At 68.1% G+C, this 25829-nt stretch carries 23 protein-coding genes; 9 read left to right on the top strand and 14 right to left on the bottom strand.

Annotated elements, in window-relative coordinates:
- Positions 1-133: 133 nt before the first annotated feature.
- The 3 genes from AC5P8R_RS18540 to AC5P8R_RS18530 all read right to left on the bottom strand — a co-directional run bounded on the left by AC5P8R_RS18540 (position 134) and on the right by AC5P8R_RS18530 (position 2702).
- Positions 134-1294, bottom strand: a complete 1161-nt coding sequence (locus tag AC5P8R_RS18540) for an MFS transporter (protein WP_495223714.1) — start codon at positions 1292-1294, stop codon at positions 134-136.
- Positions 1295-1523: 229 nt separating this feature from the next.
- The gene (locus AC5P8R_RS18535) at positions 1524-2273 is read right to left on the bottom strand and encodes a TerC family protein (protein ID WP_005408127.1); all 750 of its coding nucleotides are present in this window, start codon (positions 2271-2273) and stop codon (positions 1524-1526) included.
- Positions 2274-2306: 33 nt separating this feature from the next.
- Positions 2307-2702, bottom strand: a complete 396-nt coding sequence (locus AC5P8R_RS18530; RefSeq protein WP_014036025.1) for a diacylglycerol kinase — start codon at positions 2700-2702, stop codon at positions 2307-2309.
- 213 nt (positions 2703-2915) lie between these two features.
- On the opposite strand from AC5P8R_RS18530, the gene AC5P8R_RS18525 reads away from it, so the two are divergent.
- Positions 2916-3617 (top strand): SGNH/GDSL hydrolase family protein, encoded by a 702-nt coding sequence (locus AC5P8R_RS18525; protein WP_014645976.1) that lies wholly within the window; start codon positions 2916-2918, stop codon positions 3615-3617.
- Positions 3618-3752: 135 nt separating this feature from the next.
- On the opposite strand, the gene AC5P8R_RS18520 is transcribed toward AC5P8R_RS18525, so the two are convergent.
- From AC5P8R_RS18520 to AC5P8R_RS18510, 3 genes are all read right to left on the bottom strand, one after another.
- Complete coding sequence (locus tag AC5P8R_RS18520; protein ID WP_014645975.1) at positions 3753-5024, bottom strand: sensor histidine kinase; 1272 nt, start codon at positions 5022-5024, stop codon at positions 3753-3755.
- A 154-nt stretch (positions 5025-5178) separates the two neighbouring features.
- Positions 5179-5892 carry a response regulator transcription factor gene (locus AC5P8R_RS18515; protein WP_002811889.1) on the bottom strand — a complete coding sequence of 238 codons (714 nt, stop codon included), beginning with the start codon at positions 5890-5892 and terminating at the stop codon, positions 5179-5181.
- 87 nt (positions 5893-5979) lie between these two features.
- Positions 5980-6621, bottom strand: coding sequence for an arylesterase (locus tag AC5P8R_RS18510; RefSeq protein WP_032956728.1), 642 nt, complete (start codon positions 6619-6621; stop codon positions 5980-5982).
- Positions 6622-6696: 75 nt separating this feature from the next.
- On the opposite strand from AC5P8R_RS18510, the gene AC5P8R_RS18505 reads away from it, so the two are divergent.
- Together AC5P8R_RS18505 and AC5P8R_RS18500 are read left to right on the top strand one after the other, a co-directional pair.
- A complete protein-coding gene (locus AC5P8R_RS18505; RefSeq protein ID WP_075076551.1) occupies positions 6697-7344 on the top strand; it encodes an ABC transporter ATP-binding protein in 648 nt (215 codons plus the stop codon).
- Positions 7341-9851, top strand: coding sequence for an ABC transporter permease (locus AC5P8R_RS18500; RefSeq protein ID WP_495223713.1), 2511 nt, complete (start codon positions 7341-7343; stop codon positions 9849-9851). The genes AC5P8R_RS18505 and AC5P8R_RS18500 overlap by 4 nt, the downstream gene beginning before the upstream one ends.
- Before the next feature lie 102 nt (positions 9852-9953).
- On the opposite strand, the gene AC5P8R_RS18495 is transcribed toward AC5P8R_RS18500, so the two are convergent.
- The 5 genes from AC5P8R_RS18495 to AC5P8R_RS18475 form a co-directional block, all read right to left on the bottom strand.
- On the bottom strand, positions 9954-10889 hold the full coding sequence (locus AC5P8R_RS18495; RefSeq protein ID WP_495223712.1) for a DUF6607 family protein: 936 nt from the start codon (positions 10887-10889) through the stop codon (positions 9954-9956).
- Between the two features lie 73 nt (positions 10890-10962).
- Complete coding sequence (locus AC5P8R_RS18490) at positions 10963-11562, bottom strand: Hemin transport protein (RefSeq protein WP_169411154.1); 600 nt, start codon at positions 11560-11562, stop codon at positions 10963-10965.
- A gap of 4 nt (positions 11563-11566) precedes the next feature.
- On the bottom strand, positions 11567-13759 hold the full coding sequence (locus AC5P8R_RS18485) for a TonB-dependent hemoglobin/transferrin/lactoferrin family receptor (protein WP_495223711.1): 2193 nt from the start codon (positions 13757-13759) through the stop codon (positions 11567-11569).
- 153 nt (positions 13760-13912) lie between these two features.
- Positions 13913-14107: a hemin uptake protein HemP gene (hemP, locus tag AC5P8R_RS18480; RefSeq protein ID WP_005412278.1), complete on the bottom strand. Its 195-nt coding sequence runs from the start codon at positions 14105-14107 to the stop codon at positions 13913-13915.
- A 193-nt stretch (positions 14108-14300) separates the two neighbouring features.
- Positions 14301-15272 (bottom strand): aldo/keto reductase, encoded by a 972-nt coding sequence (locus AC5P8R_RS18475; protein ID WP_329890038.1) that lies wholly within the window; start codon positions 15270-15272, stop codon positions 14301-14303.
- 193 nt (positions 15273-15465) lie between these two features.
- Here AC5P8R_RS18475 and AC5P8R_RS18470 point away from each other — a divergent pair, with 193 nt between their 5' ends.
- The 5 genes from AC5P8R_RS18470 (at position 15466) to AC5P8R_RS18450 (ending at position 20392) form a co-directional block, all read left to right on the top strand.
- Entirely contained in the window at positions 15466-16764 is a 1299-nt protein-coding gene (locus AC5P8R_RS18470) for a NupC/NupG family nucleoside CNT transporter (RefSeq protein WP_014645968.1), read from the top strand.
- Positions 16765-16789: 25 nt separating this feature from the next.
- A complete protein-coding gene (locus AC5P8R_RS18465) occupies positions 16790-17755 on the top strand; it encodes a ribokinase (protein WP_014645967.1) in 966 nt (321 codons plus the stop codon).
- A gap of 149 nt (positions 17756-17904) precedes the next feature.
- Complete coding sequence (locus AC5P8R_RS18460) at positions 17905-18336, top strand: hypothetical protein (protein WP_049406097.1); 432 nt, start codon at positions 17905-17907, stop codon at positions 18334-18336.
- Between the two features lie 147 nt (positions 18337-18483).
- Complete coding sequence (gene dusB, locus AC5P8R_RS18455) at positions 18484-19479, top strand: tRNA dihydrouridine synthase DusB (RefSeq protein WP_046428891.1); 996 nt, start codon at positions 18484-18486, stop codon at positions 19477-19479.
- An 85-nt stretch (positions 19480-19564) separates the two neighbouring features.
- Complete coding sequence (locus AC5P8R_RS18450; RefSeq protein ID WP_005415318.1) at positions 19565-20392, top strand: class I SAM-dependent methyltransferase; 828 nt, start codon at positions 19565-19567, stop codon at positions 20390-20392.
- A gap of 57 nt (positions 20393-20449) precedes the next feature.
- Here AC5P8R_RS18450 and AC5P8R_RS18445 read toward each other — a convergent pair whose 3' ends face one another.
- From AC5P8R_RS18445 to olsF, 3 genes are all read right to left on the bottom strand, one after another.
- Positions 20450-21517, bottom strand: coding sequence for a metal-dependent hydrolase (locus tag AC5P8R_RS18445; RefSeq protein ID WP_495223710.1), 1068 nt, complete (start codon positions 21515-21517; stop codon positions 20450-20452).
- Positions 21518-21636: 119 nt separating this feature from the next.
- Positions 21637-22437 (bottom strand): UDP-2,3-diacylglucosamine diphosphatase, encoded by an 801-nt coding sequence (locus AC5P8R_RS18440; protein WP_005412268.1) that lies wholly within the window; start codon positions 22435-22437, stop codon positions 21637-21639.
- Positions 22434-24149 (bottom strand): bifunctional ornithine lipid synthase OlsF, encoded by a 1716-nt coding sequence (olsF, locus tag AC5P8R_RS18435; protein WP_495223709.1) that lies wholly within the window; start codon positions 24147-24149, stop codon positions 22434-22436. Before olsF ends, AC5P8R_RS18440 begins: the two co-directional genes overlap by 4 nt.
- Positions 24150-24484: 335 nt before the next feature.
- Between olsF and metK the strand changes: the two genes are divergently transcribed.
- The gene (gene metK, locus AC5P8R_RS18430; RefSeq protein ID WP_010481882.1) at positions 24485-25696 is read left to right on the top strand and encodes a methionine adenosyltransferase; all 1212 of its coding nucleotides are present in this window, start codon (positions 24485-24487) and stop codon (positions 25694-25696) included.
- Positions 25697-25829 lie beyond the last annotated feature (133 nt).

Below are 25829 nucleotides of genomic sequence, written 5' to 3'. Positions count from 1 at the left end.
ACATGGACGTACTTGCAGCGTCCCCCTCAACCGGACCCACCCCGCCAACCCACGGAATGCAGGCTTTTGCCGTTGACGTTGACGTTGATTCGGCGGGTGCAGGGCTGCAAGCCCTGCCGGAATCCAACACCCCTCAGCAGGCCTCAGCCACCGCGGTGCGGGGACGCCCCAGCCACGCCAGCAGCAGACCCGATGCCGCCAGCAGGCCACCGGCCACCGGAATCGCGGCATAGCCCAGGCCCGAGCTGATCACCGCACCGCCCAGCGCCGCACCCACCGCATTGCCCAGGTTGAACGCACCGACGTTGATCGACGACGCCAGGCCCGGCGCCTCGCTGGCCGCCTGCATCACCCGGATCTGCAGCGGCGGTACGAGGGCGAAGGTCGCCGCGCCGAACAGCAGCACACCGAGGGCGGCGGTGGCGTGGCTCATGAAGGCCAGCGGCAGCACGAACATCAGCACCGCCAGGACGGCCAGCAGGATCCGTGTGGCGCCATCCAGCGACCAGTCGGCCATGCGCCCACCGATGCCGTTGCCGAGGGTGAAGCCGATGCCGATCAGCGCCAGCGAGATCGCGATGAAGGTATTGGAGGCGCCGGTCAATTCGGTCAGCACCGGTGCGACGTAGGTATAGAGGGTGAACATCGCACCGGCGCCGAGCACGGTGGTGGCCATCGCCAGCAGCACCGGCGGCTGCAGGATCGCCTTCAGTTCGCGGCGCACGTCCGGGCGCAGCCCCGGTGCAGATGCCGGCAGCGCGAAGCCCAGCGCGGTGATTGCGATCAGGCCCAGCGCCGCAGTACCGGCAAAGGACAGGCGCCAGCCCAGCTGCTGGCCGACCCAGGTCGCCAGCGGCACGCCGCCGATGTTGGCGATGGTCAGGCCCATGAACATGGTGGCCACCGCCGCAGCCTGCTTTTCCTTCGGCACCAGGCTGGCGGCGACCACCGCACCGATGCCGAAGAAGGCGCCGTGGTTGAGGCTGGTGACCAGGCGCGACAGCAGCAGCAGCCCGTAGTTCGGCGCCAGCGCGGACAGCAGGTTGCCGACCACGAAGATGGACATCAGCAGCATCAGCGCGGTGCGCTTGCCGAAACGGCCCATCAGCAGGGTCATCACCGGCGCGCCCAGCATCACGCCCACGGCGTAGGCGGTGATCAGCATGCCGGCGGTGGGGATGCCAACGCCCACGCCGTCGGCGATGACCGGCAACAGGCCCATCGGGGCAAATTCGGTGGTTCCAATGGCGAAGGCGCCAACGGCAAGCGCCAGCAAGGCGGCTCTGGAATTCATGGGGGGTTTCCTGGGGGGCGGGAATCGGGAGTGCGTAGCCTGCGCGCTTTGCTGCGCCGGATTAAGCCTCGGCCCGGGAAAACACTGTTGATCCTGATTCACAAGTGGAGGCCGGAACGCCGCCGCAAGTGCAAAAACCGCAGCGCCGTTCGTTGTAGAGCCGCGCCCCACAACGCAGAACCCCCGGCCAGGCCGGGGGTTCTGGGTGACACACGTGCCAATGGCGCGCTTACCAGTTGCCGGCGCCCGGCACGTTGTGTTCGCGGGCGCGGCGGCGCATCAGCAGGTTCAGCCACTCCACCAGCACCGAGAAGCCCATCGCGGCGTAGATGTAGGGCTTGGGCACGTGAACGTCCAGGCCGTCCAGGATCAGCACCGCACCGATCATCAGGATGAAGGCCAGGGCCAGCATCTTCACGGTCGGGTTGGCGTCGATGAAGCGGCCCAGCGGGTTGGCGGCCAGCAGCATCACCAGCACCGACAGCAGGATGGCCGCCACCATCACCGGGATGTGGTCGGCGATGCCCACGGCGGTGATCACCGAGTCGAGCGAGAACACGATGTCGATCACCGCGATCTGGGCGATCACGTAGCCGAACACGGCCGAGGCCTTGGTGGTGCTGGGGTCTTCGTCCTCGCCACCGCTGATCAGTTCCTTGATCTCCATGCAGCCCTTGATGATCAGGAACAGGCCACCAACGATCAGTACCAGGTCGCGGATGGAAATGCCCATGCCGGCCACGGTGAACAGGTTGGCCGCCATGTGCGCCAGGTAGGCCAGCGAGACCAGCAGGCCGATGCGGGTGATGCAGGCCACCGCGATGCCCAGCTTGCGTGCGAACGGACGACGCTCTTCCGGCAGCTTGCTGACCGCGATGGAAATGAACACCAGGTTGTCGATGCCGAGCACGATTTCCAGCGCGCTGAGCGTGAACAGGGTCACCCAGGCATTGGGGTCGGCGAGGAACTCAAAGGACATGGAAACTCTTCAAGGCATTGGGGGAATGGGGTTTCAGCCGTAGCTGCCGGCCAGCGCGTGCGGAACCACGACCAGCGCCCAGCACAGCAGCACGTTCATCATCAGCACGAACACCGCTGCCGAGCCCATGTCCTTGGCGCGGCCAGCCAGCTCGTGGATCTCGCTGCCGTAGCGTTCGATCACCGCTTCGATGGCCGAGTTGGCAAGCTCCATCGCCAGCACCAGCAGCATCGAGCCGATCAGCAGCGCGCGTTCGACCGGGGTCTGGCCCAGCCAGATCGCGACCGGAGTCAGCATCACCAGCAGATATACCTCCAGCCGGAACGAGGACTCGTGCAGCCAGGCGGCGCGCAGGCCCTGCCAGGACCAGCGGGCGGCCTGGAAGATGCGGCGCGGACCGCGGGGCATGTGGCCGAACTGATCAGCCACGGGTGGAACATCCAGCAACAGGGGCGCGGCGCAGCGACCGCTCAGACGCACGGCAGGAAATCATGGGTGCACAGGAATAGGCAGATGGCCGCCATTTTGCCACAAGGCCGCCAACCGCACCCCGCACCGGCCCGCTGAACGGCCTGCCAGGGGCAAGCACCGGGCTGGGCCGTGCTTCTATGATGGAGCTCCCCTTGCCTGCTGGAGCGCCTGATGTCCCGTCGCCGTACCTGCCTGCTGATGCTGGGCCTGCTGACTGCCGCACCGCTTGCCCAGGCCCTGAGCCCGGCCAGGCCGCCGCAGGTGCCCGAACAGGTCTCCAATGTGGCCTGGGCCGGCGACATGGCCCGCTTCGCCAGCGCCGACCAGGCCAACCCGCCGCCGCGTGGTGGCATCGAGTTCATCGGCAGCTCCTCGATCCGCTTCTGGGAGAGCCTGGCCACCGACTTCCCCGGCCAGCCGGTGTTCAACCGCGGCTTCGGCGGTTCGGAAGTGCGCGACAGCACCTGGTATGCCGGCCAGATCGTGGTGCCGTATGCGCCGTGCAAGGTGTTCTTCTACGCCGGTGACAACGACCTCAACAGCGGCCGCAGCGCCATGCAGGTGCGAGATGACGTGGTCGCCTTCGTGCAGCGCGTGCACCGCGACCTGCCGAAGACCAGGGTCGAGTACCTGTCGATCAAGCCGAGCCCGTCGCGTGCGCACCTGCTGCCGGCGATCAACGAAGCCAACGCGCTGATCAAGGCTGCGCTGGCCAGGCTGCCCAACACCGGCTTCACCGACATCTACACGCCGATGCTCGGCGCCGATGGACAGCCGGACGCGACGCTGTTCCGCGAGGACATGCTGCACATGACCCCGGCCGGCTATGCGATCTGGACCAAGGCGCTGGCGCCGAAGGTCAACTGCAACTAAGGCACTGTGGACGTCGGGCATGGCCCGGCGCTACCGCACCCCATCCACGCATGGCGTGGATCTACCGACATTTCAGCGGGATGGGGTCAGAGCCGGTTGCGCCGCAACGGGATCCGACCCCGGCAGGTCGCCGCGTTACCGGAAGACCACCGTGGCTTCGGTGCCCTTGCCCGGCTGGCTGGCCAGGCTGACCTTCCAGCCGAAGCGGTCGCACAGCCGGCGCACGATCGACAGGCCCAGGCCGGTGCCCTGCGGGCGGCTCGGCTCGGCGCGGTAGAAGGGTTCAAACGCGCGCGACAGCGCCTCGGCGGACATGCCGATGCCGGTGTCGCGCACCACCACCCGGTCATTGAGCACGTGCACGTCGATACGCCCTTCGTCGGTGTAGCTGCAGGCGTTGCGCACCAGGTTGCTGACCACCACCTGCAGCACCCGCGGCGGCGCGTGCAGCTGCACCGGGCCTTCGCTGTGCAGGTGCACTGACACCAGACGCGTACCCAGCAGTTCGTTGGCGTTGTCCACCTCGTAGCGGACGATGTCGTTGACGTCGAACAGCTCGATCTGGGGTTCGACGTCGGCCTCGCGGGCCAGGATCAGGAACGCGTCGATCACCGCTTCCATGTCACGGCCGGCGCGCTGGATGCGCTGCAGGCTGCGGCGCAGGCGCGGCTGCAGGGTTTCATCGCCCAGGGCCATGTCGCTGGCCACGCGGATGACGGTCAACGGCGTGCGCAGCTCGTGGCTCGCATCGCGGGTGAAATTGCGCTCGCGCGCCACATGCGCGCTGACCCGGTTGGCCAGCGAATGCAGCGCGGCCGCCAGCTGCCGGGTCTCGCCCTGCATGTCCGCGGGCAGCTTGTTCGGTTCCAGGTCGGCCGCCTCCGGGTGACCCGGGTCCCAGCGCGAGACGCGCCGTGCCAGCCAGTTCACCGGCGACACCAGGCGCTTGGAGGCCCGGTAGGTGACCCAGCTGGCGCCATACACCGCCAACAGGGTCAGCAGCACCGGCACGATGCCGAACCAGAACGCCAGCATCTCCGCACGCGAACGCAGGAACACCAGGTACAGGCGGCCGGCCGGACGCACATCGACCAGTACCAGCTGGTCATCCTTGGGCAGCTCGTGGAAACCGGGTTCCAGGTTGCGCAGGTTGGCCGGCAACGACAGCGCCGACTGCCCGCTTTCCAGCAGGTAGCCGCGGATGTTCTGGGTGTTGGGCGGTGGCTGCACCGGCGAGGCCTCGTGCAGCGTCCAGTAATAGGCCGCTTCCTCGCGCAGGGCGGCGCCGACCAGGCTGTGCTTGATCACCAGCGAAACCAGCCAGGCACCGAGCAGGATGCCCAGGCTGGCCAGGACTGCCTGCAGGATGAAGGCGATACGGATCTTGCGCGGCAGGCCGTGCGGCATTGCGGGGTCCCGGTCAGAGCGCTGCGATTATAGGCAGCGCGCTGCGCCGTAGTCGTGCACGGAGGATGACCGGCGGCAGTGCCGGCCGGTCATCCGTGCCCGGTGCGGGGGTCGTTGCCCGGCCGGGCCTGATGCTGCACCGGCCTGGCCCCGATCAGGCCATCGGCTGGGCGATATCGGCAATGCGGTAACCGGCGCTCTGCACGGTGTGCAGCAGCGGACGGTCGAACGGCTTGTCGATGATCTTGCGCAGGTTGTACAGATGGCTGCGCAGGGTGTCCGAATCCGGCAGGCCATTGCCCCAGATCTCGCGTTCGATCTCCTGGCGGGTGACCACGCGCGGCGATTCGCGCATCAGGATGGTCAGCAGGCGCAGGCCGATCGGCGACAGCTGCAGTTCGGTACCGGCACGGGTGGCCCGCATGCTGACCGGATCGAGCACCAGGTCGGCGACCTTCAGCACTTCCGAACCCACCTGGCGGCGTTCACGGCGGATCAGCGCGCGCAGGCGGGCTTCCAGCTCCTGGATCGCGAACGGCTTGGTCAGGTAGTCATCGGCGCCGAAACCGAGGCCGGTGAGCTTGTCGTCCAGCGTGTCGCGTGCCGTGAGCATCAGCACCGGGGTGGACTTGCGCGCATCGTTGCGCAGGCGACGGCATACTTCGATGCCATCCAGGCGCGGCAACATGAGGTCGAGCACCACGACGTCATAGCTGTTCTCCGCCGCAAGGCGGTAGCCATCCAGGCCGTCCTGTGCATAGTCGACTTCGAAGCCGCGACCTTCCAGGTATTCCCCGATCATCTCGGAGATGTTGCGGTTGTCTTCGACCACCAGCACCAAGCCGGAGGTCTCCTTCGTCTGACGCATGTGATTCCCTCTAACTTCAGCTTTGTGAAACATGCCGGATCGACGGTGGACGCGATGTGAAGTTCCGTCAAGAGGGTTGTAAATCGTTCAGAGCAGGGGCCGCAGGAGTGGCCAGACGTTGTCCAGCACCCTCGATTGCGCCTGCGCCGTGGGGTGCAGGCCATCGGCCTGCATCATGCCCGGCTGCAGGGCCACGCCCTCCAGCAGGAACGGCAGCAGCGGCACCTTGTACTGCGTGGCCAGCGCCTTGTAGGCCGCCGCCAGGCGCTGGCGGTAAGCGGGCCCATAGTTGGGCGGCACGTCGATGCCCAGCAGCAGCACCCTGGCGCCGGCCTTCTGGCTGGCCTGTACCATCTTTTCCAGGTTGCCCTGCACCTGTGCCGGGGTCAGCCCGCGCAGCGCGTCGTTGCCGCCCAGCGCGATCACCACCACCGTCGGCTTTTCCTTCGCCAACAGGCCCGGCAGGCGGGTCAGCGCGCCGGCCGTGGTTTCCCCGCTCATGCTGGCATTGACGATGCGCGCCGGTGTTTTCGACTGTTGCCTGACCCGCTGCTGCAACAGGCTGACCCAGCCGGCGTCGGCAGGGATATTGTGGGCAGCACTGAGGCTATCGCCGAGCACCAGCACCGTACCTGCCGGGTCTTTGGCTCCGGCCAGCCCGGGCAGCAGCAATCCCAGCAGCAGCACCATCATCGCGCCGGCTCGCCGGCTCCATCCCGTCTTGCGCATTGGAGTCTCCTCATCGACAGCCTGTCCCCCCGCAGCACGCCCGTCGCCATCGCCGTCGACCAGGTCGGCAAGTCCGTGCAGGGCCCGGAGGGTGAAGTCCACATACTGGACAACATCACCCTGACCGTCCATGAAGGCACCAGTGTGGCCATCGTCGGCGCTTCGGGGTCCGGCAAGACCACCCTGCTCGGCCTGCTGGCCGGACTGGACCTGCCCAGCCGCGGCCACGTCGCGCTGGCGGGCCAGAACCTGGGCGACCTGGATGAAGAAGCACGGGCCCAGCTGCGCGCGCGTGCGGTCGGCTTCGTGTTCCAGAGCTTCCACCTGCTGCCGGCGCTGACTGCCGCCGAGAATGTCGCGCTGCCGTTGGAACTGGCCGGACGCGAGGACCGGGCGCGGGTGGACGAGGTGCTGGCGCAGGTCGGCCTGGCCCATCGCGCCCGCCACTACCCGCGCCAGCTGTCCGGCGGCGAGCAGCAGCGCGTGGCGCTGGCACGTGCCTTCGTCACCCGCCCGCGCATCCTGTTCGCCGACGAACCGACCGGCTCGCTGGACCATGCCACCGGCCAGCACATCAGCGACCTGCTGTTCGAACTCAACGCCGGCAGCGGCACCACCCTGGTCCTGGTCACCCACGACCTGCGCCTGGCCCAGCGTTGCCAGTACATCCACCGCATCGATGACGGCCGCCTGCTGCCGGTCGAGCGTGGGGCACAGGCATGAACGTGCTGCGCCACGCGTGGCGCGCGCTGCGCCGCGAGGCGCTGGCCGGCGACCTGCTGACCGTGTTCGCCGCGCTGGTGCTGGGCGTGGCGGTGATGACTGCGGTGGGCACGCTGGTGAACCGGGTCAACCTGGCGCTGACCGGCAGCGCGGCGGAAATGCTCGGCGGCGACCTCGGCATCGCCGGGCGCGATGATCCGCCGCAGGCATTCGCCGATGAGGCGCAACAGCGCGGCCTGGCGCATACCCGCATCGCCAGCTTCGGCAGCGTGCTGTTCAACGGCGATGCCAGCCAGATGGCCAGCATCAAGGCGGTACAGGCAGGTTATCCACTGCGCGGCACGCTGCGGGTCCGGGCCACGCCCGGCGGTGCGTTGATCGCCGATGCCGGCATGCCGCCCAAGGGCCAGGCCTATGCCGACCCACGCCTGCTGCAGGGGTTGGGGCTGAAGGCCGGCGATGACCTCGAGTTCGGCGCCGGCACGCTGCGCATCGCCGGCATCATCGAGGCCGAGCCGGACAGCGGTGGCGACCTGCTGACACTCTCGCCCACCCTGCTGGTCAACCGCGCTGATGTGGAGGGCACGGGCCTGCTCGGCCCGGGCAGCCGTATCAACTACCGGCTGATGTTCGCCGGCGCAGCGGAGCCGATCGCGGCGCTGCGCCAGTGGCTGCTGCCGCAGGTGAAAGGCCTGCGCCTGCTGAGCGTGGACGACACCCAGCGTGGCGTGCGCCAGGCATTCGATCTGGCCGGGCGCTTCCTCGGCCTGAGCGCGCTGCTGGCGGTACTGCTGGCCGGTGTGGCCACCGCGCTGGCGGCCAACCGCTTCGCCCTGCGTCGCATCGACCAGGTGGCGATCCTGCGCTGCCTGGGCGCACGCCAGCGCGACATCCTGCTGGGCCTGGCGCTGCAGCTGCTGATGCTGGCGGTGCCAGCCTGTGCGCTCGGCATCGGCCTGGGCATGGCCGCGCAGGAAGGCCTGGTGCAGGTGCTGGGCAGCCTGGTGCCGCAGCGCCTGCCGCTGCCGGAAGCGATGCCGGCGCTGACCGGTGCCGGCATCGGCCTGCTGCTGCTGTTCGGCTTCGGCCTGCCACCGCTGCTGCGCCTGCGCGGGGTGCCGCCGATGCGGGTGCTCAACCGTTCCTTCGCCGCCCTGCCGCCGGCGTCGCTGCTGGCCTATGTGGCGGCGCTGGCGGCCAGCCTGCTGCTGGCGGTGCAGGTCACCGGCGATCTGAAACTGGCGCTGTGGGTGCTGGGCGGCCTGGCCGCGCTGGCGCTGGCGGCCGGTGCGGTCGGCTTCGTGCTGCTGCAGCTGCTGCGCGGCCTGCAGCACCGCCTGCATGGCAACTGGCGGTTGGGCCTGGCCGCGTTGACCCGGCGCCGGCTGCTGGCGGTGATGCAGCTGGTGGGGCTGTCGCTGTCGCTGTGCGCGTTGTTGCTGCTGGCGGTGACCGGACCCGGCCTGCTGCAGCAGTGGCGCGAGCGCCTGCCTGCGGATACGCCGAACTACTTCCTGATCAACATCCAGCCCGAACAACGCGACGGTGTGCTGGCCGCATTGCGTGGACTGGGCGCCGGCGACGCCAGTATCGAGCCGATGGCGACCGGCCGCCTGATCGCGATCAACGGCAAGCCGCCGCTGCGCGTGGACCAGACCGCCGCCGAGGGGAACGGCGCGAACAACGGCCCGCGCGAGGACGACGACGAGAACCGGCCGCTGAACTTCAGCTGGCGCAGCAGCTTCCCACCCGCCAATGCGCTGCTGGAGGGCCGCTTCTGGCAGGCCGGCAGCACCGCGGCGGAAGCCTCGGTGGAAACCGGCTGGGCGCGGCGCTACGGCGCGCACCTGGGTGATCGCATTACGATTTCCGTAGGCGAGCAGCAGCGCGAGTTCACCGTCACCAGCATCCGCAAGGCGGACTGGAACACATTCCGCCCGAATTTCTTCGTGCTGTTGAACCCCAATGCGGTGGGCGATACCCCGCACAACCTGCTGTCGGCCTTCCATCTGCCGTCCGGCAACGCGGCCGGGCTGGGCGAGCTGGTGCGCGCGCAGCCGAACCTGTCGCTGCTGGACGTGGACGCGGTGATCTCGCAGGTGCGCGATGTGATGGAGCGCGTGGCGCAGGCAGTGCAGCTGGTGATGGTGTTCAGCCTGCTGGCCGGCGTGCTGGTGCTGCTGGCGGCGCTGCAGGCCACCGCCGGCGAGCGCCGCTACGACAGCGCGGTGCTGCGCACGCTGGGCGCGACCCGGCGCCAGCTGCGCGGCGCGGTGCTGGTGGAGTTCGGCGCGCTGGGCACGCTGGCGGCGTTGCTGGCGGTGGGCGCGGCCGCAGCGATCGGCGTGGCGGTGTCGCAGAAGGTGTTCGAGCTGCCCTTGCTGCCGCCGTGGCCGGGCCTGCTGATCGGCGGCGTGGTCGGCATCGGCTTGAGCCTGCTGGCGGGCTGGTGGGGTACGCGGGCGATCCTGCATACGCCGCCGGCATTGGCGCTGCGCGAGGCCTGAATCGGTTGCGCCTCCGGATGGCGTGCCGAGCAAGCCCGGCCCCCACCGGCAGCCGGTGAATGCGGTGCCGGGTACCCCCGGCACCTCTCTCCATCGCGGCGATCAGCCTTCCTTCGGCGCCTTTTCCACGTACTTGGCGAACACCTCGTCGATCTGCTTGTCCTTCACCTTTTTGCCGGACTGGATCGCTTCGGCCTGGGTGAACAGCGGAATGATCATCGCCATGCCATCGATCTTGGTCTTCAGGTGCACGCCCGGGGCCTGGCCGAGGAAGCCGTCCCAACGCTGGCGCACCTTGGCCCAGTAGCCGGCAGTGGCCTTCCAGTAGTCACGCGCCGGGGTGAAGTCGACCTCGGTGGTCTTCACGTAGTCGTTGAAGCCGAACTCGCGTGCGATCTCCACCTGGCTGCCGTCGGCGTTGCGCTGCACCTTGGTGTTGAACTGCTCGTGGGTCCAGCCATTGGGCGTGAGCGTGTGGCGGTTGACGACGGCCAGCGCGTTGTAGTCGCTGCGCTTGGTGTACTCACGGCGCGGCAACGGGCGCCAGCTGAGGTCGCTGGTCCAGCTCGGCACGTTGTTGGTGTAGGTCCATTTGCCGGTGCCGCAGTAGCGCGGTGCGTCGCTCACTTCGTACACGCACTGGGTCCAGGCGCCCTGGTTCACCGCTGCGGGAATGCGGCGTACCTGCCAGGTCTGGTCGGCGCTGAACTCGAATCGGTTCGGTGCTTCGTAGACCCAGTCCTGCCGCCAGTGCTTGGTGATGTGGCCGCTCCTCTCGTCCAGCAGCAGGTGCTGCAGCACGATACGCTTCGGCGTGTCCTCGACCACGATCACCAGTTCGTTGCCGCCGCTGCGCATCGCCGGGGCGCGCTCGTAGCCGGGCTTCAGCCGCACGGTCTCGTCGAATGCGAAATCGACGGTGTACTCGCCCTGCATGGCAAGGATGCTGTCGTGGTCGCGGGCGATGCCGGAGGGCTGCGCGCTGGCCACGCCGCTGGTGGCGAGCAGCAGCAGGACGCTGGCTGTCTGGAGCTTCATCGGGGTCTTCCTTCGGGGTTGCAGATGCAGTGAGAGGCCGTCCGTGGCCGGCAGGCGTTCCATCGGGAAAGGGTTACAGCCGGATCAGCGGCAGGTCGCCGGGAACCCGCGGCGCCGAGCGACGTGCAGCATCGGCGCAGCAGCAATCGTCGATCGCCAGCTCGCCTTCGGCACCTTCCAGCCGCGCGATGCGACGCGCGGTGGCTGCGCCCAGCGAGGACAACGTCGACAGGCTTGCAGCCAGGGTGCGGCCGTCGTCGGCGGCATGCAGGCGCAGCGCGCACAGTCGCCAGCGCTGGCCACCGAGATGGCCGGCCAGGCGCCGCCACAGGCGTTCGCCGACACTGCCCTCGCTGTCATGCTCCGGGCCCGGCGGCAGCGCCGCGACCAGCCGGTCCCAGGCCAGGAAATCGCTGTCGGGCAACAGGTACAGCCGCCACACGCAGCGGCCGCGGGCATCGAGGAAGCACAGGCTTTCGCGCACGCCCTCGCTGTCCACGCCCTGGCAGGCATGCACGCGTACTGCCTGGCGCCAGCCACCGAGCTCGTTGCCGTCGGCGCGGTACAGGCACAACACGGTGCCGAGCGTGGTCAGCTGTGCCGGCGTCGGCCAGGCCGCGCTGCCCTGCGCGGCGATGGCGTCGTTCCTGCGTGCGGACAAGGCTCGGCTCATGAGGTCACCAGGAAACGGCAAGGCTGGCGGAGAGGGTGCGGCCCGGGTTGGTATAGCGGTCCAGCACGCGGCTGCCCGGCGACAGCGTCGAACCCACGTTGGACCAGTCGATGTAACGCTTGTCGCCCAGGTTGAACACGCCGACGTTGAAGGTGGCGCCCGGGGCGAAGTTCCAGTGCGCCATCAGGTCGGCCACGCCGTAGCCGGCCGGGCGGTACACCGTGGCGGCGGTGACGCGGTCCTTGCGCTTGACGAAGGTACCGGCCAGTTCGACGCCCCAGGTGTCGGTGTCGTACATCAGGCCGACGGTGCCACGCAGCGGGTCGACCGAATCCAGCGGGGTGTCTTCGGTCCTGTTGTCGCCGCGCGACCAGGCCACCGAGCTGCGCAGCGCCCAGCCCTGCAGCGCCGGGCTGATCTGGCCGAAGTCGACGCCGGCCTTCATTTCGGCACCGTAGATGCGCGCATCCGCGATGTTGCGCGACTGGAACACCATCAGGCCCTGGGCGTTGGTGCCGACCAGCGACTGCGACTCGATGAAGTCCTTGTACTCGTTGTAGTAGCCGCTGAGGCTGACGTAGGCCGCTGGCGACAGGAAGCGCAGTCCCAGCTCCATGCCGTCACTGGTTTCCGGCTTCAGGTCCGGATTGGGAATGGCGGTGTAGCCGAAGGCGAAGTTGGTGAAGCCCAGGTTGACGTCGTTGTACGGCGGCGAGCGGAAGCCATGCGAATAGCCGGCAAACAGCGACCATTCGTCGGTGAAGCGATAGACCATGCCCAGCTTCGGCGAGACGCTGGTCTTGGTCAGCCTGGCCACCGCAACGCCGGGATTGTCGTCGGCGAAGATGCTGTCCACCTCCGGCTTCAGCTCGTAGCGGTCCACGCGCACGCCCGGCACCAGCGACAGCTTGCCGTTGGCCATGCGCATTTCGTCCTGTGCGTACAGGCCCAGCTCGGTGGTCTTGCTGATCGGGAAATCGCGCACCGGGAAGGCGTCGGGCAGGATGGTGGTGCTGGTCTGGCCATTGGCCAACACCTGGTAGCCGTCGCGCTTCTGGCGGATCTCGGTATGCGCGCCCTCGAAACCGTAGGTCAGCGCGTGTTCGACGCTGCCGGTGCTGAACGCCTTGTTGAACTGCGCCTGCAGGCCGCAGACGCGCTGGTCGAAGTTGAACTCGCGGTGGCGGCGGCTGCGGTTGGCGCGGTCCTCATCCGTGATCTGGGTGGTTTCGCTGTGCTGGGTATACAGCTGCCAATGCAGGCTGTCGGCGAAGCCCTTGTCCAGCGCATCCATTTCATGGGCGAACGACACGCGGGTGCGGTTCTGCGTATCGCGCGCCTTCATGCCGGTGGTGGTGGTGCGGTCGATCGAGGACAGCACGTTGGTATCGGTGTTGTCTTCGTTGCCTTCCACGGTCAGGCGGAAGCGCTGGGCCTCGCTCGGCGCATAGACCAGCTTGGCCAGGCCACTGCGACCATCGCGGTCCTGCGGGTTGGGCGCGGTGCGGGTATTGTCGAGGCTGCGTACATCACCCTTGTTGCCGGTTTCCTGGCCCTGGCGATGGTTGATGTTGACCATGCCGCTCCAGTGTTCGCCGCCGAACGCGCTGGTCACGCCGCCGAGCAGGCCCTTCCACTCACCGTCGTAGCCGAACTTCAGGCCGACGTAGCCGTCCTTGCCATCCTTCAGATAATCGGCCGGATCCTTGGTGACGAAGGCCACCACACCCCCGAGCGCGTCGGACCCATACAGCGAGCTGGCCGGGCCGCGCACGATCTCCACGCGCTTGAGCGTATCCAGATCGGTGAAGTTGCGGTTGGCGTTGGAGAACGAGCCGATGTTGAAGCTGGTGGGCATGGCGATGCCGTCGGTCTGCACGCGCACGCGGTTGCCGTCCAGGCCACGGATGCGGATGCTGCCAAGGCCGAAGCGCGCGGCGCTGCGGCTGACCGACAGGCCCGGCTCGTAGCGCAGCAGATCCTTGATGTCCTGCACCAGGTGCCGGTCCATCTGCTCGCGGTCGATGACGTCCACGGTGGCCGCCACATCGCTCACCGCCCGCTCGGTGCGGGTGGCGGTGACCTGCACACGGTCGAATTCGCGCGCATCGGGCGCGGCGGTGGCCGCGGCAGCAGCATGGGCAGACAGCGGCAGGGCCATCCAGACGGCAAGGCAAAGGGCGGTAGGGCGGGTCATCGGGTTCGTTCGGTCAGGCAGGGGAACCCCCGGTTACCGGCACACCCGGAGGGTGCACGCGGTAGACCGAGGGGGAGAGAGCGGGAGCGGACCGATCGCCCACCCTGCCGGCGCGGCCGGCAGGAGGGAGGGGGGCGGGCGACCAGGCCGCGATTACTTGGTCAGGATCAGCTTGTCGTTGCTGGTGTGCCGCAGGCGATAGAAGCGGTCGCCGTGCTGGATCAGGATTTCACGACGGCCCTTGAGCAGGGCTTCGCTGTCGATGACCTCTTCCGGCGGAACGACACGGACCGGACGATCGCGGAGGGTCAGCGTTTCGGGGCGCAGCAGTACAGGTTGAGCATTCATGAGCATCTGGACTCGTGCGAGGGACGAGTCAAATGATAATGATTCTCAGTTGACAATCAACAACCATTCTCAATTTGATTGATGAGATTAATGATCGAATTCTGAAATTCGATAGATCATGTCAATCAAATGGCGACCCAGCCGTATAGAGTCGACTCTACCGAGGCCCCCGAGGCCCGGTCGGCCCCCGGGTTCAGGCGAAGGCGGCTTCGACGTCGGCCCAGCCGGCGGCGTCGACCTGCTCCAGCACCTCCAGCGCCTGCAGGTTCTGCAGCAGCTGGCTGACCCGGCTGGCACCGAGGATCACGCTGGAGACGTTCGGGTTGCGCAGGCACCAGGCGATGGCCAGCGTGGCCGGCGCCTGCCCCAGCGCACGCGCCACCTCGCTGAAGCGGCGCACCTGGGCCAGGCGGGCCTCGGCGTCGTCACCCAGCACCAGCGCCTGCAGCCATTCCATGCCCTCGCGGCCCAGCCGCGCATCGGCCGGAATGCCCTGGTCGTACTTGCCACTCAGCAGGCCCGAGGCCAGCGGCGAGAAGATGGTGGTGCCCAGGCCGGCACCGGCATACAGCGGCGCGTACTCGACCTCGACCCGTTCGCGGTGCAGCAGGTTGTACTGCGGCTGCTCCATCGACGGGCCCTGCAGGTTGCGCGCCTCGGCGATGTCCAGCGCCTGCTGGATCTGCACCGCCGACCACTCCGAGGTCCCCCAGTAGAGGATCTTGCCTTGCCGCACCAGGGTATCCATGGCATGCACGGTCTCGGCGACCGGCGCGTCCGGATCCGGGCGATGGCAGTAATAAAGGTCCAGGTAGTCCACCCGCAGGCGCTTGAGCGCCGCATGGCAGGCGTCGGTCACATGCTTGCGCGACAGGCCGCGCTGGGTCGGCCGTGGGTCCTTGGCGCTGCCGAAGAACACCTTGCTGGAGACGCAGAGGCCGTCGCGCGGCAGCCGCAGGTCGGCGATCACATCGCCCATCACCTGTTCGGCGCGGCCGTTGGCATAGCCCTCGGCGTTGTCGAAGAAGTTGACGCCGTGGTCCCAGGCGGCGGCCACCAGGTTGCGGGCCTCGTCGCGCGGGATCTGGTCACCGAAGGTCACCCAGGCGCCGAAGGACAGGGCGGAAATCGGCAGGCCGGTGGAGCCCAGGCGACGGTATTGCATGCGAATCTCCTGCTGCGGGCCCGCATCCGGGCCGGGATCGAGCCCCATTCTACCTGCCGCCGCCGGCCGCAAGCCCTTGCCGTTGCTGGCCTGATCGGTACCGATAGATGCGCGCACGCTGCTTTTTCTTGCCCCGGCCCCTGCCCTGCACTAGGCTTCCCGTTTTTCGCGACGCCCCAGGGGAGTCACTCACATGGTCGAAGGTTTGGGCAGGATCGGCTTCGGCCTGTTCGGGTTGGCGGTGCTGATCGGCATCACCTGGTTGTTTTCCAACAACAAGCGTGCGGTTGACTGGAAGCTGGTTGCCACCGGTATCACCCTGCAGATCGCGTTCGCGGCGCTGGTGATCCTGGTGCCGGGCGGCCGCGACGTGTTCGATGCGCTGGGCAAGGGCTTCGTCAAGGTTCTCAGCTTCGTCAACGAAGGCTCGGGCTTCATCTTCGGCTCGTTGATGGACACCAAGAACTACGGCTTCATCTTCGCCTTCCAGGTGCTGCCGACCATCATCTTCTTCTCGGCGCTGATGGGGGTGATGTACCACCTCAACGTCATGCAGGCGATCGTGCGCGTGATGGCGTGGTCGATCACCAAGGTGATGCGCGTGTCCGGCGCGGAAACCACCAGCGTCTGCGCCAGCGTCTTCATCGGCCAGACCGAGGCGCCGCTGACCGTGCGCCCGTACATCGCCAGGATGACCCAGTCCGAGCTGCTGACCATGATGATCGGCGGCATGGCCCACATCGCCGGCGGCGTGCTGGCGGCCTATGTGGGCATGCTCGGCGGTGGCGACCCGGCGCAGCAGGCCTTCTACGCCAAGCACCTGCTGGCAGCGAGCATCATGGCCGCACCGGCCACCCTGGTCGTGGCCAAGCTGCTGATTCCGGAAACCGGCACCCCGCTGACCCGCGGCACGGTGAAGATGGAAGTCGAAAAGACCTCCAGCAACATCATCGACGCGGCCGCTGCCGGTGCCGGTGACGGCCTGAAGCTGGCGCTGAACATCGGCGCGATGCTGCTGGCCTTCATCGCCCTGATCGCGCTGCTGAACGCCCCGTTGACCTGGATCGGCGAGGTGACCGGCCTGGCCGCTGCCATCGGCAAGCCGACCAACCTGTCGACCATCTTCGGTTACGTGCTGGCCCCGATCGCCTGGGTGATCGGTACCCCGTGGGCTGATGCCACCACCGTCGGTTCGCTGATCGGCCAGAAGGTCGTGATCAACGAATTCGTCGCCTACACCGAACTGTCGCAGATCGTGAACGGCCAGGTGGCCGGCGTGAGCCTGTCCGAGGAAGGTCGCCTGATCGCCACCTACGCGCTGTGCGGCTTTGCCAACTTCAGCTCGATCGCGATCCAGATCGGCGGCATCGGCGGCCTGGCCCCGGAACGTCGCCACGACCTGGCCAAGTTCGGCCTGCGCGCGGTGTTGGGCGGTACCATTGCCACCTTCATGACGGCGACCATCGCCGGCGTGCTGACGCACTTCAGTTGAACCCTTGGTTGAGAAAAGATTCCCTATGAGCAGCAGTGTCGTTGTCGTCGGTTCCTTCAATGTCGATCACGTGTGGCGGTGTGAGTCGCTGCCGGCACCGGGTGCGACCATTGCCGGCCGCTACAGCACCGGCCCCGGGGGCAAGGGCTTCAACCAGGCGGTGGCGGCCTGCCGCGCCGGTGCCGACACGCACTTCGTGTGCGCGTTGGGCGATGACGCCGGTGGCGCCACCGCGCGTGAACTGGCTGCGCAGGATGGCTTCGCGCTGATCGCCGAGGCCAGCAGCGAACCGACCGGCACCGCGGGCATCTACGTGGACGCGCGTGGCCGCAACACCATCGTGATCGGCCCGGGTGCCAACGCCGCGCTGGGCACCGATTTCCTGCAACAGCAGCAGGCCCTGCTGACCCGCGCCAAGGTGGTGCTGGTGCAGCTGGAATCGCCGGTGCAGACCATCGAAGCGGCGCTGGCCACGGCCCGCGAGGCCGGTGTCACCACCGTACTCAATACCGCACCGGCCGATGCGCCCTCGACCATCGGCCTGCTCAAGCTGGCCGATGTGATCACCCCGAACGAAACCGAGTTCGCTGCCCTGCTCGGCCGCCATGTCGGTGAGCGCGTGGATGCCAACGACGTCGCCGCGCTGGATGGCGCCAGCCTGCACGCGCTGTGCCGCAAGCTGGTCGGCAACGGCACCGTGGTGGTGACCCTGGGTTCGGTGGGCGTGTTCGTGTCGCATGCCGACGAGAACCTGCGCGGCGATACCCAGCCGTACTACCGCGTGGGTGCCGAACAGGTGCAGGCGATCGACACCACCGGTGCCGGTGACGCCTTCAACGGTGCGCTGGCCGCGTCGCTGGCGCAGGTGGCCGACGCCCCGTTCGCCCGCCACGTGCGCTTCGCCAACCAGTTCGCCGGCCGTTCGACCGAGAAGGAAGGCGCCGCTGCGGCGATGCCGCGCTTCACCCCGGCCGACGCTGAAGCCAGGTAATTCCACGCCACGCGTGGATGACAAGGCCCGGGTGTGCAGACACCCGGGCCATTCTTTTGCCCATTGCCCAGCCCCTGCGACCGCCTGTCGCATTGCCCACATCCTGCCCCTCGCCCACCATCCGCGCAGCTTCCTCGCACGGGCAGGACATGGACGGATTCCCCTGGCTGCTGGTCGCGGCCGCCGGCAGTGCCGTGGCGGCGCTGCTGCATATCGGCTGCATCGCCTTCGGCGCCGCGTGGTACAGGTACTTCGGTGCCGGCCAGCGCGTGGTCCGGCTGGCGCATGCGGGGCACTGGTGGCCACCGCTGATGACCGCCGGCATCACTGCCGTGCTGGTGGCCTGGACCCTGTACGCACTGGCCGCCGCGGGCTGGCATTCGCCGCTGCCGGCCAGCCGCCTGGTCCTGCCCGGCATCGCCGCGCTGCTGTTGCTGCGTGCCGCGATGGGCTTCGGCCTGGCGCTGTTCCGGCCGGGGTACAACGGCACGCGCTTCTGGGCGGTCAGCTCGCTGGTCTGCCTGGGCTTGGGGCTGGCCTTCGCGCTGGGTACCCGCCAGGCCTGGCAGAGCCTGGGGTAGCCGCCCACCATCGCCCGCCCGTGGGGGCGGCGGAAGCAACCGTCAAGCATCTGCTGATGCCGGTACGGCATGAGGTCGGTGCCGATCGGCCTGAACCGGACCGCGCGCGGCACGGCCGTACCGCCGCCCGCGCCCTACAATGGGCGCATGCAGATCGGCCCGTACACCATTGCCCCGAACGTCGTGCTGGCACCCATGGCCGGCGTCACCGACAAGCCCTTCCGCCTGCTGTGCAAACGGCTGGGTGCGGGACTGGCCGCCTCGGAAATGACCATCAGCGACCCGCGCTTCTGGAACACGCGAAAGTCGATCCACCGCATGGACCATGACGGCGAGCCGGCCCCGATCAGCGTGCAGATCGCCGGCACCGAGCCGCAGCAGCTGGCCGAGGCCGCGCGCTACAACGTCGACCACGGCGCGCAGATCATCGACATCAACATGGGCTGCCCGGCCAAGAAGGTGTGCAACGCCTGGGCGGGCTCGGCGCTGATGCGCGACGAGCAGCTGGTGGCGCGCATCCTCGAAGCCGTGGTCAACGCAGTGGACGTGCCGGTCACGCTGAAGATCCGCACCGGTTGGGACTGCGACCATCGCAATGGCCCGGTGATCGCCCGCATCGCCGAGGCCAGCGGCATCGCCGCGCTGGCCGTGCATGGCCGCACCCGCGACCAGCATTACACCGGCCAGGCCGAGTACGCCACCATCGGCGAGATCAAGGCTGCGCTGCGCATCCCGGTGATCGCCAACGGTGACATCGATTCACCGCAGAAGGCCGCCCACGTGCTGCAGCAGACCGGGGTGGATGCAGTGATGATCGGCCGCTCCGCGCAGGGCCGGCCGTGGATCTTCCGCGAAGTGGCGCACTACCTGGCCACCGGCGAGGAACTGCCGCCGCCATCGCTGGCGGAAGTGCGCGACATCCTGCTCGGCCACCTGCACGCGCTGCATGCCTTCTATGGTGAACCGCAGGGCGTGCGCATCGCGCGCAAGCACCTGGGCTGGTATGCCAAGGACCGGCCGGAGAACGCCGCCTTCCGCGCCGTGGTCAACCGTGCCGAAGACCCGCAGGGCCAGATCGCGCTGACCACGGAGTACTTCGACCGCCTGATCGCCGGGGAACCCGCGTTGTCATCTGCTGCCTGAGCGTACTGCCATGCCGTCGAGTCGAGCTTGCTCGACTGAATTTCCAGAGCCGTCGAGCACGCTCGACGCTACAAGAGCCCGCCCCATGACCCCGCCGATTTCCTCCCCGACCTATCTGCACGGATTTTCCGGCACCGAACAGCAGCGCCTGATGACCCAGGCCCGGCTGCTGGAATCGAGCATCTTCGGCCAGATCGACTACAGCGGCGCGCGGCGCCTGCTGGAAGTCGGCAGTGGCGTCGGTGCGCAGACCGAGATCCTGCTGCGCCGCTTCCCCGAGCTGCACGTGACCGGCGTGGACCTGAGCGAAACGCAGCTGGCCACCGCGCGCGAGAACCTGGCGCGCACGCCGTGGTGCAGCGACCGATACACCCTGCAGCAGGCCGATGCCGGCGAGCTGCCGTTCGAGGCACGCAGCTTCGACTCGGCGTTCCTGTGCTGGGTGCTGGAACACGTGCCTTCACCGGCGCGGGTGCTGAGCGAAGTGCGCCGCGTGCTGGCACCGGGTTCGCCGGTCTACATCACCGAAGTGATGAATGCCTCGTTCCTGCTCGACCCGTACTCGCCGCACATCTGGCGCTACTGGATGGCCTTCAACGACTTCCAGTACGACCATGGCGGTGACCCGTTCGTCGGTGCAAAGCTGGGCAACCTGCTGCTGGCCGGCGGCTTCCGCGACGTGCACACCGAGATCAAGACCATCCACCTGGACAACCGCGAACCGGCGCGTCGCAAGACGATGATCGCGTTCTGGGAACAGCTCCTGCTGTCGGCCGCCGACCAGCTGCTGCAGGCCGGCTCGGTGGACGAGGAAACCGTGGAAGGCATGCGCCGCGAGTTCCGCCTGGTGCAGAACGACCCGAACGCCGTGTTCTTCTACTCGTTCGTCCAGGGCCGCGCCACGGTGTATTGATCCGGTGTTCTGCTGCCGATCGGGGGCGTAGAGCCACGCCATGCGTGGATCCAGTGATCAATGCACGGCGGTGTGGTCGGCCGCGCCCGGCGCCGCCGCCGGCTCCTGCCAGATCCGCTGCCACATCGCCGCCAGGCGGCGACCGGCGTCGGCACGCGCGGCGGGACTGCTGTAATCCACCCGCACCTGCTCGGGAACGATCGCCCGCCACTGCCCGTCGGCCTGCCCGGCCACGACGAAGTTGAAGGTGTAGTACGGCTCCAGCCCCATGCGCAGGTCACTCAGCACCAACCGGCCGTCAACCACCTGCGCACGCATGAAACCGCGGTTGAACCACGTCAGCTGCTGCACCGCCGGGATGGCCTGCGCTTCGCGCAAGGCCTGTACGTTGGACGCATGGCCTTCGAACCGCATCGGCCCGTGGTCGGCCACCAGCGAGCGGTCACCCACCACGTAGCCATTGGGCGTCATCGCCACCACCCGCCACAGCAGGGTGTTGAACGGCATCGGTACCGAGAAGCGCGGCGCATCGCCCAGGCCCATCGCGGCCAGGCTCTGCTGTGCGGCACGGTCGACCTGTGACTTGGCGATCAGGCCCCAGCCCAGGTAGCCACTGCTGAGCAGCAGGGCCACGCCCAGCACCTTGCCCGCCCAGGGCCGGGCGCGGCCGAACCAGGCCAGCACGCAGCCCAGCAGAAGCCACACCGTATACCCCGGATCGATGATGAAGACACTGGATCCCATGGTCGGATGCGGGCGCAGCGGCCACCACAACTGGGTGCCATACACGGTGAACGCATCCAGCACCGGATGGGTGACCAGCGCCAGCTGGATCGCCCAGAACCAGCGCAGCGATGACTGCGCGACGCGGCCATTGCCGAAGCGCTTGAACAGCCACCAGATCAATGCCGCCACCCATGGCAGTACCAGCAGCGAATGACTGAAACTGCGGTGCTCGATCATGTTCGCCACCGGATCGGCTGCGGTGAAACCGAGCCACAGCGCGTCGAGGTCCGGCAGGGTGCCAAGCGCGGCACCAGCGAGCAGGGCCGCGCGGCGATGTCCGGGCGGGGCGATGGCAGCGGCGACGGCGCCACCGAGCACGATCTGGGTCAGGGAGTCCATGGGCCGATGCTAGCGGCTTGCGGGCGGTGCATGTAGAGCCGAGCCCATGCTCGGCTGCGCTTCGTTCGGCGCCACGTCAGCCGAGCATGGGCTCGGCTCTACAGTAGGACAGACGCGCGTTATGCCGCCTGCGACAACCGCGCGCCTGGCAGTTCCACCAGGGTCTGGCCGTTGTGGTCGAGCAGGCGCAGCGCACCATCATGGTCCTCGGCCAGTGCGGTCAGGCTCTCCACCCAGTCGCCGTCGTTGGCGTAGACCAGGCCATCGCGTTCGACCAGCGCCGCGCGGTGGATGTGGCCGCAGACGATGCCATCCAGGCCGCGCCGGCGCACGTCGTCCAGCCCGGCCTGCACGAAGCGCTCGATGTAGCGTTCGGCGGCCCCGCTGCGCTTCTTCAGGAACTCCGACAGCGACCAGTAGCGCATGCCAAGCCGGCGCCGTACCGCGTTCAGCGCCTGGTTGCCGGTCAGGATGCGGTAGTACAGCCAGTCGCCGAACTTTTCCTGCAGGCCACCGAAATGGGTCACGCCGTCGTAGTCGTCGCCATGCGCGACCAGCAGCCGGCGGCCATCGGCGGTCACGTGGATGGCACGGCGGCGCACCTGCATGGCCGGCAACATCAGCCCGCACACCTGGCGCAGCGAGGCATCGTGGTTGCCGGGAATGTAGATGATCTCGGTCCCTGCACGGCGCAGCGCGTGCAGGGCCTGGATGACTTCGCTGTGCGACTGCCGCCAGTTGGCGCGGCGATGCGCCATCCACCACAGGTCGATGATGTCGCCGACCAGGTACAACCGCTCGCAGCGCAGCTGCGAGAGGAACCGCGCCAGCTCGGTGGCATGGCAATGACGTGAGCCCAGGTGCACGTCGGAGACGAACACTGCGCGCCGGTGCGGCGACAGGTTCGCCAGCGTGCTCATGCCGGCGCACCCGCGTCGCGCAGATAGCGTTTGCGCTTGTTCGGCCGGATCGCGTACAGGTCCACTTCGATCAGGCCGTCGATCGAATCGCTGAAGTCCGGGTCCACGCCGAAGGCGAGGAAGCGCGCGCCGCCGGGTTCGCACAGATCGGTGTACTGGCGGTACAGCGTCGGCACGCCGGTACCCAGTGCGGCCAGGTTGGCCTTGAGCACATCGAACGCGGCACCAGCATCCAGCTCGCCGAAACTTGGCGGTGCGGCGAAGTACTGGAAGGGGCGGTTCGATTCGGCCAGCCCGGCGGTTCCGCCGTAGTAGCGCTGGTAGTAGGCCACCAGCTGCTCGCGCGCATCGCGCGGCAGCGCTGCGCTGATCGAGACCGCGCCGAACAGGTAGCGGATGCCCGGCCGGCACTGCAGGTAGGCGCCGATGCCCTGCCACAGGTAGTCCAGGCTGCGGCTGCCCCAGTAATCGGGCACCACGAAGCTGCGGCCCAGCTCCAGGCCCTCGGCAATGTGGGTGATGGCATCGTCGGAATAGCGGAACAGCGACGCGCTGTAGAGCCCGGACAGGCCGTGCCGGGCCAGGGCCTGGGCGCCGCGCATGATGCGGTAGGCACCGGCAATGCGCTGCGCCGCCGCGTCCCAGATCACGATGTGCTCGTACTGCGGATCGTAGGCGTCCAGGTCGCGGCTGCGCCCGGTGCCCTCGCCCACCTGGCGGAAGGTCAGCTCGCGCAGGCGGCCCAGTTCCAGCAGCAGCGGTGAATCGGCGGTACAGGTCGCCAACAGGATCTGCTTGCCATCGGCGGTCTGGCCCAGCTGGGTGGCCGCGGCAATGCCGGCGGCGACCTGCGAAGGCGGCACCGGAGACGCCAATGGCTCGGGGCCAGCGCAGGCAGCGGCATTGCCGGCCGCGCCGTTGCGGCCCAGCGCGTACAGCGCGCGGCGCACCGCCAGCAGCTGTGCGCCCGGGTCACCGCCCTTGCCCAGCTGCATCGGCTCGCCGATGCTCAGCCGCAGCGGGCGGCCACGGCGGGTGAACATTTCGCGCGCCAGCAGCGCAGTGCCGGCCGGCTTGAACAGGGTCGAGGCGCCGTAGAACAGCGCCGAGTTGCGCGCTTCCACCCGCACCGGCAGCACCGGCGCGCCGGCTGCGCGGGCAAAGCGGACGAACCCGCGCTGCCAGCGGCCATCACGGATGCCGCGCAGCGACAGCCGCGAGACCTCGCCGGCCGGGAACACGATCACGCACTGCTCGGCGCTCAACGCTTCCTCCACGGCATGCAGGCTGCCGCGCCGGGCCTTGCCGCCGAGGATGCGCACCGGCAGCAGCAGGTCCTGCAGCGGCGCGATCGCCCCCAGCAGATCGTTGGCCACGATCCGCACGTCGCGGCGGATACGGCCAACCGCGTCCAGCAGTGCGAGGGCATCCAGTGCCCCGGAGGGGTGGTTGGCGACGATCAGCAGGCGGCCGGTGGCCGGGATCCTGGCCAGCGCGGCCGGATCCACCTGGTACTGGCCGCCGATGAATTCCAGGCCGGCGGCGACGAAACCGAAGCCGCGCAGTCCTGAGCTGCGCTGCAGGAAGGCTTCGATCTGGTCCAGGCGCGACCAGCGCCCGACGCTGCGCAGCAGCGGCCGCGCCAGTTGGCCGCGACGGCCATGGAACCAATCGGGGAAACGTTGCTGGAGACGCTGTTCGAGTTCCTGCATGGCGGATCCACTGATGCCCGGCGGCCGGATTGGCCGACAGCCTGCGCCCGGCAGGCGGCAGCCAGATGGCGGTTTCGGGGCAGAACGATGACGGCCGGCCCGCCTTCGCGGCGAGGTCGCTGCCTGCGCGGTCGGGGCCGGCAGCCGTCCCGTCTGTTGTCACGCTGGTGGAACACTGGGCCTCAAGGCTGGGCCCCAATCCCCAAGGGACGGCCCCTCCAGGCCTACGCGGGCTTAACCACCGGCAACCGGCACAGGTTCACAATGCACAGGCGGCGCACCCCGTGTATCATGCGCGCCCATCTTTCCATCCGAATCAAGGGATATTACGCCTGATGTCCAGCTATCTCTTCACCTCCGAGTCGGTCTCCGAAGGCCATCCGGACAAGGTTGCCGACCAGATCTCCGATGCGGTGCTGGACGCGATCCTGACCCAGGACCAGCGCGCCCGCGTGGCCTGCGAGACCATGGTCAAGACCGGCGTTGCCATCGTGGCCGGTGAAATCACCACCAGCGCCTGGATCGACCTGGAAGCGCTGACCCGCAAGGTCATCACGGACATCGGCTACGACAGCTCCGACGTCGGTTTCGACGGCGCCACCTGCGGCGTGCTGAACCTGATCGGCAAGCAGTCGCCGCACATCGCCCAGGGCGTGGATCGCAAGAAGCCGGAAGAAATGGGCGCTGGCGACCAGGGCCTGATGTTCGGCTATGCCACCAACGAGACCGACAGCTACATGCCGGCCGCGATCCACCTGTCGCACCGCCTGGTCGAGCAGCAGGCCAAGATCCGCAAGAAGAAGAACTCGCCGCTGTCGTGGCTGCGTCCGGACGCCAAGAGCCAGGTCACCCTGCGCTATGAAAACGGCGTGGTCTCGGCCATCGACGCCGTGGTCCTGTCGACCCAGCACGCCCCCGGCATCAAGCAGAAGGACCTCATCGAGGCCGTCCGCGAAGAGATCATCAAGCCGGTGCTGCCGGCCAAGTGGCTGCACAAGGGCACCAAGTTCCACATCAACCCGACCGGCAAGTTCGAGATCGGTGGCCCGGTGGGCGACTGCGGCCTGACCGGCCGCAAGATCATCGTAGACACCTACGGCGGCTGGGCCCGTCACGGTGGTGGTGCCTTCTCCGGCAAGGACCCGTCCAAGGTCGACCGTTCGGCAGCCTACGCGGCCCGCTACGTCGCCAAGAACGTGGTGGCCGCCGGCCTGGCCGACCGTTGCGAAGTGCAGGTCTCCTACGCCATCGGCGTGGCTGAGCCGACCTCGATCTCGGTCACCACCTTCGGCACCGGCAAGATCAGCGACGACAAGATCGAGAAGCTGATCCGCAAGCACTTCGACCTGCGCCCGTACGGCATCATCAAGATGCTGGACCTGGTGCACCCGATGTACCAGCAGACCGCGGCCTACGGCCACTTCGGCCGCAAGCCGAAGGAGTTCAGCTACCTCAACGGCGAAGGCGAGACCGTCAACGCCACGGCCTTCTCCTGGGAGAAGACCGACCGCGCCGCCGCCCTGCGCGCCGATGCGAAGCTGAAGTAAGAAACGCGAAGGGCCGCTCACGCGGCCCTTCTGCTTTCTGTAGAGCCGAGCCCATGCTCGGCTTTCTTTTTCCTGCGACAAGAGCAGCCGAGCATGGGCTCGGCTCTACAAGAGCTACGCCACGCCGATACAA

This window comes from Stenotrophomonas sp. YJH_SMC_73 (assembly GCF_059370155.1).
This window is presented reverse-complemented; position numbering and strand designations above follow the sequence as displayed.